This window comes from Pristimantibacillus sp. Z349TD_6 (assembly GCF_056173205.1).
The window spans coordinates 1656194-1669076 of the sequence record NZ_CM149662.1 but is presented as its reverse complement, the minus strand read 5'-3'; the positions used below and the strand labels follow the sequence as shown (position 1 = coordinate 1669076).

The following is a 12883-nucleotide window of genomic DNA, read 5'->3' as shown; positions in this document are numbered from 1 at the left end:
GTATGTCTACGAACTGCTTATCCCTTAACCCCGCCAAGATGAAGTCCGCGCATAATGAACTTTTGGAACGCCAGAAACACGAGAATCGGCGGCAGCATCACCATCGTAAGGATCGCGAAACGAATGTTCAGATTGAGCCTTTGCGCACTGATGACGTATTTATATACGGCTGTCGCAAGTGGATATTTCTTATCGCTGTGCATCACAAGCGAAGGCCAGAACCAATCGTTCCATGCCGTTGAGAAAACAAATATTGCGAGCGTGGAGAAAATAGGAATGGAAAGCGGAATCGCGATTAGGCTGAAGCATTTCCAATCCGACGCGCCGTCGATTCGAGCCGCTTCAATCATTTCATGATGGATACCATCGAAGAAATTTTTAAGCAGCAGCAGATAGAATGCACTCGCACTGGCAGGCAGCCAGAAAGCCGCATACGTATTAAGCAACCCAAGATCCTTCAGATTAAGAAAGTTCGGAATGATATAAGTGCTCGGCGGTATAAAAAGTGTAATCATGAAAAAAAAGTAGATTCCCTTCTGATACGGAACATTAAGCTTGGAGAGGCTAAAGGCTGCTAAACCAAGCACGACGATGGTCATAATCATGTTGCCGCCAAAAATCATAAGCGTGTTTTTCAAAAACTGCGGCAGATTAATAAAATTCCAGCCTGTTCGGTAGTTGTCGAAATGCCACTCCGATGGCAAAAAGTGCGGCGGAAACGAGTTCACTTCGGTGTTTGCTTTCAAACCGTTAAACAATGCAGTAGCAATGGGATAAAGCATCGAGGCAACCATTGCAATAATGACAAGAATAATAAGCAGAAACCCTACCTTGTTTTTATTTCTGCGCAAATCGTGACTGGATAATATCCCTCTGTCTAAGCTCTTCATCGCTTGCTCGCCCCCCTGTTGTTCAGCCTGAATTGTAAAAGTGCCAATCCGCCAAGGACGACGAACATAAGTACACCCAGCGCAGAGGCTACCCCGTAATCAAGCTTCGTAAATGCATATTTGACGATAAACAGCGAGTAAGTGAGCGTTGCTTTGTTCGGACCGCCGTCAAGCAAGGCCAGCTGAGATTGGAAACCTTGCGTCGTTGCAATCAACTGCAAGAGGAACAGAAGCAGAATCAAGCCGCGAATCGACGGAAGCGTAATATGCCAGATACGGCGGAATATGCCTGCGCCATCAATTTCTGCCGCCTCATACCAGTCCCGCGGGATACTAAGAACAGCAGCCAAATAAATGAGCATGCCTGAACCGAACTGCTGCCATGTTTCCATGACGACAAGCGAAATCATTGACCAGCTTCTATTCGTTAGGAAGGCTATTTGGTCAAGCCCCGCTTCCGTCAGCAATCCGTTAATCGGACCTACCGGATCATAGAACCATCTCCATAAGCCGTATAACACAACAGCAGGCACGACGTTCGGCAAATATGCCGCCACGCGAACGAAGCCTTGAAAGCGACGCAGCTCTGATATTGCGATTGCAAACAGAATAGGAACCCAAAAGCCGATAACCATACATAAAAACATGTAATACAGCGTATTTTTGACACCAATCCATACATCAGGATCGTTAAAAATCGTCTTGTAGTTATCAAACCCCACGAACGTATTTCCCTTTACAAAATCGATCGTGTAAAAGCTGTAAATAATGCCTTTCGTTATTGGCACCCACAAAAATAAAATAAAAATGATAGCTGCGGGCAGCAGAAACAAATAGCCCGAAATATGTCTTTTCCACCTGCCAGCCTTCCTCTGCACCTTGCTATCGAGCGGCTCGCCTACTACAACGGATTGTTCCATCTGAGTTTCCCTCATTTCTTTTCTATTGCTCTATACCATTCTAGAAGCAAGGCGGCTAACTGGTAATGTGCAAATCTAAGACAATGATAGCTATTTTTACTTCATCTTATTTCTTGTCGTCCTTCTTAAGCTCGCTTGGGCTCATCCCATAATATTTTTTAAATATTTTGCTAAAATGCTCAGGAGATTCGTAGCCGACGCGCTCCGAAATCTCGTATCTTCGCAAATCGGTAAACAAAATAAGCTTCCGACTCTCCTCCATTCGAAGCTTGATTACATACTCCCATAAGTTATAGCCTGTATCCTTCTTGAATAAATAGCTTAAGTAATTCGGGCTGACATGATTTTTTTGGGCGACCTCATGCAGCGTCAGTCCCTTCTGAGCAAAGTTGCGATCGATATATGCCTTCGACTTCTCTACAATGAGGCTATTCTGTTCGCTTAGCTCTTCGGCAGTAGGGTCCTGCGTATAGGTGCTCCAATTAAAATCACCGTAATAAAACACATAATGATCACGATGCTCACGGTTCCACATGATCGCCTTGCGCGCTTGTTCGCTGAGCATGCCTACGAAACCAATGCCCCGCACAATTTGACTAATGCCAATGACACAGTGCAGCCCGATAAATTTATGAATGTTGTAATAGAGGCTGCGCCCGATCATATCCAATTGATTAATTTTGTTGACACTTGCTTCTCCAAACTCGTTCTCATCCCATTGAATAAGTACACTAATCTCCTGATTGGGGGAATAAAAGGCCACATGATTCCATTCCTTATCAAGCAGTTCGTTCGCAATGTTCAATGCAGCATATTGCAGCAGCAGTGCATCCCTACTTTGGATCTGCCGATCCTTATCCGATAAATTCAGGCGCAGCTTAATGACCGCATAATAAGGCCCGGTCAGCTTGATAGCGTAGCGCTCATACAGCTTCTTCGCAATTTCCTCGGGTGTCTCCTCGGAGCTTGACAGCAGCTGATTAAACAGCTCCGTTCGCTTCGGGAGCGGTTCCTCCATATGGAAATGCTCTTGCAGCTTGGATAAGAACTGATCCTCCGTTGCCGCAGGCTTATTCATTTTGAGCAGCACATTTCGGACGGAATCTAGAAATTGATCGTTATTAAGCGGTTTAATCATATAATCCTTTGCACCGAGTCGAATCGCCATTTGAGCATATTGAAACGTTTCATAAGCGGAAATGATGATCGTCTGAACCCAAGGCTTCAGCAGCTTAGCCTGATGCATTAGCTCAATTCCATTCATCGAACCCATTTGAATATCTGTGATCAGCAGGTCAATTTCTTCAATTCTCAAATAATCGAGCGCTTCATATCCGCTGTGTGCCATATAAACATTTGCTAAACTAATGCCGGAAGCAGACAATAAACTGCATAAACCCTCACATATTAAAGGCTCGTCATCTACGATCAATATATTGTACATTTATAATCCTCCCCGTCAGCATTCCAATACTCACTTTGTCTCATCATAGCTCGTTGGCAAAATAATCGTCACCGTCGTGCCGCCGTTGTCCCCGCGCTTGTAGCTCATTCCATATCCATTGCCAAAATGAAGCTGAATTCGTTGTTGGATGTTACGAATCCCATAACCTAAACTATGATCCGACTTGTCATTGCTTAATAAACGCTCAATTGAGGCATAATCAACTTCCTTATGTCCGTTGTCCTCCACCTTGATCGTAACTCGCTCGCCCTCAACTACGGCCGAAATTTGGATTTCGCCATCCTCGCCCATAAATTTAACGCCATGGATAATCGCATTTTCGATAAGCGGCTGCAGCGATATTTTCGGAATCATAATCATTCTTGCGGCATCGGAAATGTTCCAGTGCACTTGAAACTCATATTTGTATCGCTTCTGCTGCAAGCTGACGTAAGCGGATGCATGCTCAAGCTCCTCATCCAGCGGAATGAGCTCTCTCCCTCTGCTTAGGCCAATTTTCATCAGCTTCGATAAGTCCTTAATCATTTCTGCGGATTCCGTATTGCCTTCAAGCGAGCTCTTCCAGTAAATACTCTCAAGCGTGTTGTACAGTAGATGTGGATTAATTTGCTGGTAAAGCAGCTGAAGCTGCGACTCCTTCTGCTTGATGTCCATATGGTATTTATAATGAATAAGCACATTCAGCCTGCGGGCCATGTCATACAAAGCGGCAAAGAGTACGCCGACCTCGTCATTCCGGCCTTTTCCCGGCGTCTCCGGCACTAGCCTGCCTGGCTCATAGGTGCGAACAAACTGCGCCAGCTTCTGAAGAGGCGTCATAAGCGAGCGCCAGAAATAAACAACAACAACGCAGCCGAACAATATATAAGCAATAGAAATGAGCTGAATGACATGCTTGAGCTCGCTTTGCTGCTTTAATAACGAGCTGATCGGAATTTGATAGACAAGTTTATTGTTCAAGTTGCGGTTATAATTGACCACATAGATGTAATCAGAGGTCATGACATCAAAAGTGCCCACCGCTTCCATCCCATCCTTAATCTCTGTTGCAGGCGGCAGTACATACGTCTTCCCCATCAGACTTGAATCAGTTGCTGCGAGCACGCGATTCGACCAATCCATAAACATGATCTTGCCGTCTGGCAGTGAAACGGATTTCAGCGATTCGCTAATTTTCATATCCATCTTTGTTGCGACCAAAACGCCAATGATACCGTTTCCAATAGATACATTGCTGACGGCACGAATATAAGCAAGCGTGCTGATCTGCGATAACCCTACATTTGAATCAATAATTTCCATGTAACCTTTGCTCTTATAACTGACCGCATCATCGTACCAGCTTGGCTTCTCTGCATCGGAGAAAAAATAAACCCCGGTTTGTGTCAACTGACGCTTCGGCGCAAAAAAATAGTAATCATTCGGGTCATAAATATACAGCGAATAATATACGGCTTCTCCTCCATTAAGGGGAATCGAATTACTCGCAAGCAGCTTGTCGACCTTATCGTATTTCCTTACTCTTTCAATCACCGTTTCTGCCCCTGTAGGGACAAGCTGCTGCGTAATTGGATTTTGAATAATCGTCGTCGTTATTTTGCTGATCGTATCCATGTCACGATTAATGACGGTATCGTTTTGTTTAATGAGCTCCACATATGCGCTCGTCACATGGTTTTTAAGCAAATGCTCTGCTTTCATATTGCCGTACCAATGCAGTAGAAAAATCGGACTCACCATCACAAGAAACAAAAGTATCAATTGCTGCTTTATGTTCAATTTTGTCAAAGGATTGCTAAGACCCGATCGCATGCAGGCACCTCCGGTTAATAATTGTACTATAGCAAAAAAAACAGCCAAACAGAGTGGCTAGATCTACCCTTTTCAAAAGGGGCAATGGAGCAAAATCGTAGAAATACACATACTTCATACAAAAAAATGCTGCTAGTCAACAGATGTTGGTTAGCAGCACTTAGGATGGTATATTTTAAGCGATAATAGATTTTATATGTATATTTCTCTCCTGGCTTAAATCCAAGAAATAATCTGCCAGCTTGATAAGAGGCGTCTCAATATTGTGCGGATTGATGTACACGACCTCGCCTTCTCGGCCATCGGTCAGAAGCACTTGTTTGCCGACTAATCGCTTCATCAGGTTTTCAATAAATACCGAGATAATTTGCGGGTTAAGAACGCCAAACTTCCCATCTGTCATCTGATTAACAATTTCATGAAAGGATAATGGCTCGTGATAAGGACGCTTGGAGGACATCGCATGAAAAATATCCGCAACTGCTACGATAGAGCTGAATAAATCAATATTTTCCTTTTTCAGTCCGAGTGGATAGCCGTTCCCGTCCTCGCGTTCATGATGCTGAAGCGCAACACGAGCGATTCGGAGGCTTAAGCCCGTCGTACCCTTGAGCAGCTCATAACCGTAAATGGTGTGCTTCTTAATTAATTGGAATTCAACCTCATTCAGCTTGCCCGGCTTGTTTAAAACCTCTAACGGAAGCTTTACTTTGCCAACATCATGCAGGGTAGCAGCAAGCGACAAAATCGAAAGCTCTGAATTGTCCAGATTCATCCATCTTCCGATAAGCGTCGATATGACGCCCACGCCTACGTTATGCTCATATACATAATCATCCTTGGCTTTCACCGCTTCGAATAATTCGAAAATATCCTGATTTTTGGATAGCTGCAAAATAGCAGGCAGCACCTCATTGCGAATCTCCATTAACGGGACCTTACGTGATACTAATATCGATTCAAAGAGCTCTTTTGAGATATTAACCGTTTGCTGAACAAGCTCACCAATTTGAATGCTTGATTGCTGAATCGGCTTATCCTCATAAGCAAGGGCAATCGATGATAAATCTATCCGATGGTTTATTAATATTTGTATTGATTCACGAGTCAGAACAGAGTCAGCAGGTACAATCGTAACGCCATAAGCGTTCAAAATATCATATTTCATTTTTTTCCCGATCAACTGTTCCATGACTTCACTCCCTCGGACTTGACGTTTCCAACTTTTAGTTTACCATATCTTATTTAGGAAGGGTCTATTAAAATTAGAAAGATGAGAATATATAGAAAAAGCCAACGGATTAGGAAAACTAATCCGTTGGCTTTTTCAGAATCAAGTCCTGTACAGCTATCTTAAAATCCAGCATAAAACATTAAATATTGATCTGTATTCGCTTTCCAGTAATTACGGTCATGGCCGCCAGATGAGGTTTGGAACTGTACATCGATGCCCTTTGCTTTAAGCTTTGCATACAATTGATCAGTAGAATTAATAACATGTATCATATCTTTATTACCATAATCCAAATAAATATTTAAATTTTTCAATTCCAGCTGGTCTACAAGATAAAGCGGATCTGTCCGCTTTCTCATTTCTTCATCTTTGAATAACCAGCCCAACTTCTCCGTAGAATCCATAAACATGGCTGGACTATGTCCACCACTTTTGCTGAATAAGTCCGGGTGCGTAAATGCTAAAAACAACGCTGCAAAGCCGCCCATGGAGAGTCCTCCAATATATCGACTTTCTCTATCGGCGATCGTACTGTAATGGGAATCCACATATCCGATCAAATCCTTGATCAAGTAATCCTCATATCGTCCGTATTGACGTCCATCCTCGGAATACGTTTGATCAGCGTAATTCGTGCCATAACTGTTGTCATACTGAGGCATCACTATAATTAATGGCTTGATTTTCTGAAGCTTGATCAATTGTGTTGCCTTATCGGACACATTCATATCTTTATTCCACGTTTTCTCATTACCACCTCGACCATGCAGCAAATAAAGGACAGGATAGTCAACGGTTTCCGTATATCCAGCAGGTAAATAAACTTGCAGTTTCATATCTTTATGTAATGCTTCACTGTTCATCGTCCTTTTCTCCACACGTGCTGCTGGAAGAGCTTTCGAGGACACGGCATTATTTTCGCTAGTGGCTGCAGTACAACCGGAATTCGTTAAAAGACTGCACAATATCATACTCACAAGAAATATATTCAAAATAAACCTTCTTGCCTTTATTACCATTTTCCACCTGCTTAACCTTATTTATATAGCAAAATAATCATACATCCTGTAATTTTAATTAACAATACGTCTAGCGACTGAAATCGTGAACGCAGCTAGCTGCACATAAAAAAAAGAAATAACCCAAGGGAGATTCTCATAAAATGGTTAACTACAATGTACTACAACCATTACAAAACGAGAATCTCACCATGGGTTACACATAACAGCATGTTATATTTAGCGTAGAAGCATTTTATGAATTATAGTTCAACCATACTTCCATTAGCTGATCCAGCTGCTTTTGCCGTTCCTCCTGCATATTCCAAATGGATTCAAGCGCAGCTGGATCACCCATTGCCGCGATTTGCTCCATTTCTATATTGCCCTCTAGCAGACTTGCTTCAAGCCTCGCAATCTCATGTTCTAGCTGCTCCTTCGTACGCTCCACTCTTCCACCATGTTTCGGCTTTGATTGGTTAGCTAATTGCCTCGGATCTCGAACAACATGATCCGTTTTAACGGTAACAATACTCTCGTTCGTTTTATAAGGCTTCCGCTTTGACTTAAAGTCATCGTAATTGCCCAAGTAAGTGTGAATGGCTCCCTCATTAAGCTCCCAAACTCGTTTAGCCAGCCGATTGATAAAATACCGATCATGCGAGATCGCCAGCACCGTTCCATCATAGTTTTCCAATGCTTCCTCCAGCGCCTCGCGAGAGCTGACATCAAGATGATTCGTTGGCTCATCCAGCAGCAATAAATTCGGTTTTTTGCGAATAAGCAGCGCGAGGCGAAGGCGTGACCATTCCCCGCCTGACAGCAAATGAAGTGGTTTAAATACATCTGTTCCGTAAAACAAATAGCTAGCCAGAATATTCCTTGCCTCGCCTTCTTCTAAACCGCCCTCCGTTTTAAAAAATTCAAGTACGCTGAGCTGCTTATCATTAACCTTCTCTTCTTGAGCCAAATACCCGATATGAAGGCGAGCTCCTAAGACTAGCTGTCCATCATCTGGTTGAAGCTCTCCAAGCAGCATCTTAAACAGCGTCGTTTTGCCTGACCCATTGTCCCCGACCAGCACAACCTTCTCACCATAGAACAAACTGCCCTCAGCGTTTTCCAAAATAACCCGTTCACCGAATTGTTTAGTCACATTCTCAAAGGTAATCGCCTTACGTCCAGAGCGATCAAGCGCTGTAAGCTCGAAATCAGCTGTCTTCGGATCAAGAACCGGTCGTTTAATCATTTCCAGCTTTTCCAAAGCTTTGCGCATGGAAGCGGCGCGTTTAAAAAACTTCTCATTGTCGCCGATACGCCCCCATTCCTCCAAGCGCTTAATCGTTTCCTTCATCTTCTTTATCTGCTTCTGCTGCTCTTGAAAATTCGCAAACTGCTGCAAGAGAAGCTCCTCTTTCTCCTTCACATATCCGCTATAGTTTGTAAGAAAGGTTTGTGCTGTACCATCCTCAAGCTCGATTATTTTGGAGCACACCTCATCAAGAAAATAACGATCATGCGACACGATGACACATGCGCCATCATATTGCTGAATAAATTGCTCCAGCCACTCCATCCCCCGCAAATCCAGATGATTCGTAGGTTCATCAAGCAGCAGCAAAGCCGGTCGGACAATTAACTGGGAGGCAAGTGCAATCCGCGTTTTCTCACCGCCGGACAGGCTGCCAAAGCTTCGTGAATAAACAGCTCGGTCGATACGCAAGCCCGTTGCTACCTGCTCAATTGCCGTATCCATCTCATAACCGCCGCTTCTCTCGAACCTTTCCTGAGCCAGCGAGTATGTTTTAAGCAAACGCTCCAAAGCAGCTGAATCAGCAAGCATTTGCGGACTCGACATCTCTGTTTCCATCTGCGTCATCTGATGCTTGCACGCCATTAAGTCTTGATAGCCATAAGCCAAAACTTCATACACGGTCAGCTTATCAAATTCGGCAGGTGTCTGCGGCAAATATCCGATTGCCAGCTCCTTCTGTACCGTAAGCATTCCCTCATCTACCTGATCATGACCTGAAATTAGGCGAAGCAATGTCGATTTTCCGCTTCCGTTGCGGCCAATCAACCCGATCTTCTCGCCTGCTTGTATTTGCACCGTTAGTCCATCAAATATCAGATTTGCGGCGTGGTATTTCTTTATTTCCTGTATATTAACAATAATCATGTGAAGAGCCTCCTGTTAGATGAAGACCCTGACTCTCAAACACAACAAAAAAAGAGCCGCAGCAACAAGCCTGCGACCCTTCGGATGGTAAAGCTATCCGTAGTGGTTAAAGTAGGCGTCTTCTCGCGAATGGTTTAATCGTATGAGCATAATTGGACAGACCTCTCCCGTTCGCGGAAAATGTATGAACAATGCCAGCAATAGCAATCGGCAGCTGGCTAATACGGTTATTGACCATTTCGTGATTCACCTACTTCACCTCCCTTTCATTCATTCTTTTTAAAATAACATAAGGGCAAGTGTTATTGCAATAGCCAAACCAATTTTTGTATTTACAAGGAGTGAGCATATATGATGTCGAAGATGATATTGTGAAGGAGGCTTATATATGGATAGATTTACACATCTTGGGGTGTACGGCGTCTTGAGGAAAGACGATAAAGTATTGCTCATCAAAAAAGGCAGAGGGCCGCATACAGGGAAGTGGGATTTCCCGGGAGGGTCAATTGAATTTGGAGAAGAGCCTGATCAAACACTCATTAGAGAGTTTGAAGAAGAGACAGGAATTACAGCGTTAACTGGCACCATCAAAACGACAATGTCATATACGCTGATCTGGCCATTTAAAGCGGATAAATTAGAAGAGATGCATCATATCGGCATTATTTATGATGTAAACCTAGTAGATGATACATTCAATCTAAAAACGGATGGCGATGGCCAAGACTCGTTAGGCGCAAAGTGGATTCCTATGCGTGATTTAATAGATATGCCCGTAACTCCGTTTGTAAAAAATATATTTGGCTAGCCGGACATTCCTTATTCTTAAACGGAAAGGTGGTATTCAAGTGGAGCTTTATTTTAAAGACAACTTCTTTAGTGCTGGTGAAACAACGATTATGGATGCAAATGGAGCCTCTGTTGGAACTATAGACTTACAAAGCATGTTCAGTGCGACGCTGTCAGTTTATGCTTCCGACCATAGACTCCTCTACAGTGGAAAATTCCGTATTTTCTCTAGTAAATGGGAAGTTCGTGACGCCGCAGATTCAATAGTTGGTGTGCTGAGAACCAGATTTACTTTTTTCAGCAAACGATATGAATACGACGCCGGGGAGCGAGGTCTTTTTCAAATTGAATCTCCTGCCTTCTCTTATGTTTATTCGATCATGGATACGTCAGGGAAAGAGGTTGCTTCCTTTGAAAAAACGAGCACTTGGCTCCAGTCGGGAGCCTTCGTTCTCCACAATCTCTCAACCGAGCTTAATAGCTATGAGCTTATTGCAGTCGTGATGGGTGTTCATAGCATTCAGAAGGAAGCGACAAACACAGCAGCTACATAGTATTCTTCTACGTATGAGTAGTTTTACAGCTTTTTGATCATTTTAAAATTGTTTAATTTCACACCTCTCCGTTCCACGTCTTGTGACTCGACTTCCCGGTATTCATGACGTTCAAAAAATGGTTTTGCTGTTACGCTCGCATCTGTTTTTATCTCATTTACCCCTAGTCGACCAGCTTCAGCTTCAAGTTTTTTCAATAGGGCTGAAGCTACGCCTCTTCTCTGATAATCCTTATGGACATACATTCTATCCAGCTCCCCTCCATATGTCATATCAGCAAATCCTACAATTTGACCGCTGTTCTCAGCGATAAAAGTAATATTTCGAACCATGGATTCCTTCCAAGCTTCGATTTTTTGGTCTGTCTCATCTTGTGGAGCCCAAGCATCAAGCTGCTCTTGTGAATAATGTTGTTTGTTTACTTCATGCACCGTTTCATAGAATAGGGAAACAACCTCACTAATATCCTCTTCAAGGAACCTTCTAATATTCATACTCATTCCTCCAGCTGGATTTTTATGTATAAAAGTAATCGTTTTGCACACTATAAGCATATTGCCGTTCTCTATGCGGTCAAAACAAAAACATGATGAATGGGAGAATACGATGAGAAAAATATCTATGTTAGTCTGTTTGCTATTCCTGACCCAAACATTTGGAATTGTATCAGCACATCCAAATCCAAATGCTGAACCTGCTGGAGTACTTGTCACTATAATTAACAGCGAAGGTGAGCATATTGGATCCGCTCAGCTCACCCAAAAAGCTGACAAAGTATATTTGCACATTGAAGCGGAGAAGCTTGCTCCAGGCAAGCATGGTATTCACTTTCACAGCGTGGGCAAATGCGATACTCCTGATTTCAAAACAGCTGAAGCTCATTTCAATCCAGTGAATAAGCAGCATGGCTTTAACAATCCAAAAGGCTACCATAACGGAGACCTCCCCAATATTACGGTAGATGCCGACGGTAAAGTGAAGGCTGATATTGTAAGCAGCGATGTGACGCTCTTGAAAGGCAAACCAAATTCCTTATTAAAGGACGGCGGCACATCCATTATCATCCATGAAAAAGAAGATGATTATGTTACCGACCCATCCGGAAATTCTGGCAATCGTATCGCTTGCGGAGTTATCCAATAAGCTAGCGTGAAAAACGAGAGGCTGTCACAAGGAAATAACCTTGTAACAGCCTTTTTTTGATCTCGATATTTATTTGTTATAAGCCCGCTGACGCAAGCTTTCATAGAGCAAAACCGTAGCTGCCATCGCAACATTTAACGACTCTGCTTGTCCAACCATCGGAATAATGACCGATTCGTCCACGAGCGCGAGGACTTCAGGAGACAGTCCTTCTGATTCGCTTCCCATCAGCAGCCATGTTGACTGTGTCCAGTCGTAGCCATAGCAGGTATGCTCTGCTTGCAGGCTTGTCCCAATAAGCTTCATGCCTTTTTCTTTCGCTTCGGGCAGCAGTTCTTTTAAATCCGCTTCTATAATGGGCAGATGGAATAAAGAACCCATCGTAGATCTTACGGTTTTCGGATTGTAGAGGTCCACGCAGCCTTTGCCCAAAATAACAGCATCTGCGCCAACCGCATCCGCGCTGCGGATGATCGTTCCTGCATTTCCAGGATCTCGTACACCGTCAAGCACAACGACAAGCCCGTTTTTGCGATATAATGCCTCTTTATGTACGGACAGCTTTGACAAAATAGCAAATACAGGTGGAGGCGTATCCGTTCCTGTGCATTTTGACATGACCGATCGAGAAGCTTGAACCCACTCTAAACCGAGTGTCGCATCCGTATCATTCGTTTCTCGCTCCAGCTTAAGCTCTCCGGGAATACCACGTTCTGCATCATAAACTATCGTCGTAACTTTTGCTGTACCTCTCAGCGCTTCCAATACGAGATGAACGCCTTCTATTAGGAATTGGCCGCTGCGATCACGGTATTTTTTGTCTAGCAGCGATGCCCACTGCTTGACTCTGTCATTTTGTACAGATGATAGCAAAGAATCAAAATTTTCATTCATCGTTT

General features: G+C 43.4%; 13 protein-coding genes. 3 read left to right on the top strand and 10 right to left on the bottom strand.

All coding sequences use genetic code 11. The features are described from left to right. Nucleotides 1-17: 17 nt before the first annotated feature. From AC0VYE_RS07165 to AC0VYE_RS07130, 8 genes are all read right to left on the bottom strand, one after another. Nucleotides 18-890: a carbohydrate ABC transporter permease gene (locus AC0VYE_RS07165; RefSeq protein WP_076271011.1), complete on the bottom strand. Its 873-nt coding sequence runs from the start codon at nt 888-890 to the stop codon at nt 18-20. After that, complete coding sequence (locus AC0VYE_RS07160) at nt 887-1810, bottom strand: carbohydrate ABC transporter permease (RefSeq protein ID WP_475446964.1); 924 nt, start codon at nt 1808-1810, stop codon at nt 887-889. The genes AC0VYE_RS07165 and AC0VYE_RS07160 overlap by 4 nt, the downstream gene beginning before the upstream one ends. A gap of 106 nt (nt 1811-1916) precedes the next feature. Beyond that, nucleotides 1917-3254 (bottom strand): response regulator transcription factor, encoded by a 1338-nt coding sequence (locus AC0VYE_RS07155; protein WP_076271009.1) that lies wholly within the window; start codon nt 3252-3254, stop codon nt 1917-1919. 30 nt (nt 3255-3284) lie between these two features. Then, a complete protein-coding gene (locus AC0VYE_RS07150; RefSeq protein WP_339207479.1) occupies nt 3285-5087 on the bottom strand; it encodes a sensor histidine kinase in 1803 nt (600 codons plus the stop codon). A gap of 175 nt (nt 5088-5262) precedes the next feature. Further along, the gene (locus AC0VYE_RS07145) at nt 5263-6279 is read right to left on the bottom strand and encodes an HD-GYP domain-containing protein (RefSeq protein ID WP_076271007.1); all 1017 of its coding nucleotides are present in this window, start codon (nt 6277-6279) and stop codon (nt 5263-5265) included. 161 nt (nt 6280-6440) lie between these two features. Further along, nucleotides 6441-7184 carry an alpha/beta hydrolase gene (locus AC0VYE_RS07140; RefSeq protein WP_475446960.1) on the bottom strand — a complete coding sequence of 248 codons (744 nt, stop codon included), beginning with the start codon at nt 7182-7184 and terminating at the stop codon, nt 6441-6443. 391 nt (nt 7185-7575) lie between these two features. Continuing rightward, nucleotides 7576-9498, bottom strand: a complete 1923-nt coding sequence (gene abc-f, locus AC0VYE_RS07135; RefSeq protein ID WP_475446958.1) for a ribosomal protection-like ABC-F family protein — start codon at nt 9496-9498, stop codon at nt 7576-7578. Between the two features lie 106 nt (nt 9499-9604). Beyond that, nucleotides 9605-9748: an RAxF-45 family protein gene (locus AC0VYE_RS07130; RefSeq protein ID WP_475446956.1), complete on the bottom strand. Its 144-nt coding sequence runs from the start codon at nt 9746-9748 to the stop codon at nt 9605-9607. A 138-nt stretch (nt 9749-9886) separates the two neighbouring features. Here AC0VYE_RS07130 and AC0VYE_RS07125 point away from each other — a divergent pair, with 138 nt between their 5' ends. Together AC0VYE_RS07125 and AC0VYE_RS07120 are read left to right on the top strand one after the other, a co-directional pair. Next, entirely contained in the window at nt 9887-10306 is a 420-nt protein-coding gene (locus AC0VYE_RS07125; protein ID WP_475446954.1) for an NUDIX hydrolase, read from the top strand. Nucleotides 10307-10346: 40 nt separating this feature from the next. Beyond that, entirely contained in the window at nt 10347-10841 is a 495-nt protein-coding gene (locus AC0VYE_RS07120) for an LURP-one-related family protein (protein ID WP_475446952.1), read from the top strand. Between the two features lie 23 nt (nt 10842-10864). Here the strand turns inward: AC0VYE_RS07120 and AC0VYE_RS07115 are convergent, their stop codons facing one another. Further along, nucleotides 10865-11335, bottom strand: coding sequence for a GNAT family N-acetyltransferase (locus AC0VYE_RS07115; protein ID WP_475446950.1), 471 nt, complete (start codon nt 11333-11335; stop codon nt 10865-10867). A gap of 112 nt (nt 11336-11447) precedes the next feature. Between AC0VYE_RS07115 and AC0VYE_RS07110 the strand changes: the two genes are divergently transcribed. Continuing rightward, entirely contained in the window at nt 11448-11984 is a 537-nt protein-coding gene (locus AC0VYE_RS07110) for a superoxide dismutase family protein (RefSeq protein ID WP_475446948.1), read from the top strand. Nucleotides 11985-12053: 69 nt separating this feature from the next. Here the strand turns inward: AC0VYE_RS07110 and AC0VYE_RS07105 are convergent, their stop codons facing one another. Next, the gene (locus AC0VYE_RS07105) at nt 12054-12878 is read right to left on the bottom strand and encodes a TrmH family RNA methyltransferase (protein ID WP_475446946.1); all 825 of its coding nucleotides are present in this window, start codon (nt 12876-12878) and stop codon (nt 12054-12056) included. Nucleotides 12879-12883: the final 5 nt, after the last annotated feature.

Bases quoted from the DNA above. Each gene is read 5' to 3' on its own strand.
- AC0VYE_RS07115 (WP_475446950.1), bottom strand. From the start codon at position 11,335: ATGAATATTAGAAGGTTCCTTGAAGAGGATATTAGTGAGGTTGTTTCC.
- AC0VYE_RS07110 (WP_475446948.1), top strand. From the start codon at position 11,448: ATGAGAAAAATATCTATGTTAGTCTGTTTGCTATTCCTGACCCAAACA.
- AC0VYE_RS07145 (WP_076271007.1), bottom strand. From the start codon at position 6,279: ATGGAACAGTTGATCGGGAAAAAAATGAAATATGATATTTTGAACGCT.
- AC0VYE_RS07165 (WP_076271011.1), bottom strand. From the start codon at position 890: ATGAAGAGCTTAGACAGAGGGATATTATCCAGTCACGATTTGCGCAGA.
- AC0VYE_RS07105 (WP_475446946.1), bottom strand. From the start codon at position 12,878: ATGAATGAAAATTTTGATTCTTTGCTATCATCTGTACAAAATGACAGA.
- AC0VYE_RS07140 (WP_475446960.1), bottom strand. From the start codon at position 7,184: ATGAACAGTGAAGCATTACATAAAGATATGAAACTGCAAGTTTATTTA.
- AC0VYE_RS07160 (WP_475446964.1), bottom strand. From the start codon at position 1,810: ATGGAACAATCCGTTGTAGTAGGCGAGCCGCTCGATAGCAAGGTGCAG.
- AC0VYE_RS07150 (WP_339207479.1), bottom strand. From the start codon at position 5,087: ATGCGATCGGGTCTTAGCAATCCTTTGACAAAATTGAACATAAAGCAG.
- AC0VYE_RS07155 (WP_076271009.1), bottom strand. From the start codon at position 3,254: ATGTACAATATATTGATCGTAGATGACGAGCCTTTAATATGTGAGGGT.
- AC0VYE_RS07125 (WP_475446954.1), top strand. From the start codon at position 9,887: ATGGATAGATTTACACATCTTGGGGTGTACGGCGTCTTGAGGAAAGAC.
- abc-f (WP_475446958.1), bottom strand. From the start codon at position 9,498: ATGATTATTGTTAATATACAGGAAATAAAGAAATACCACGCCGCAAAT.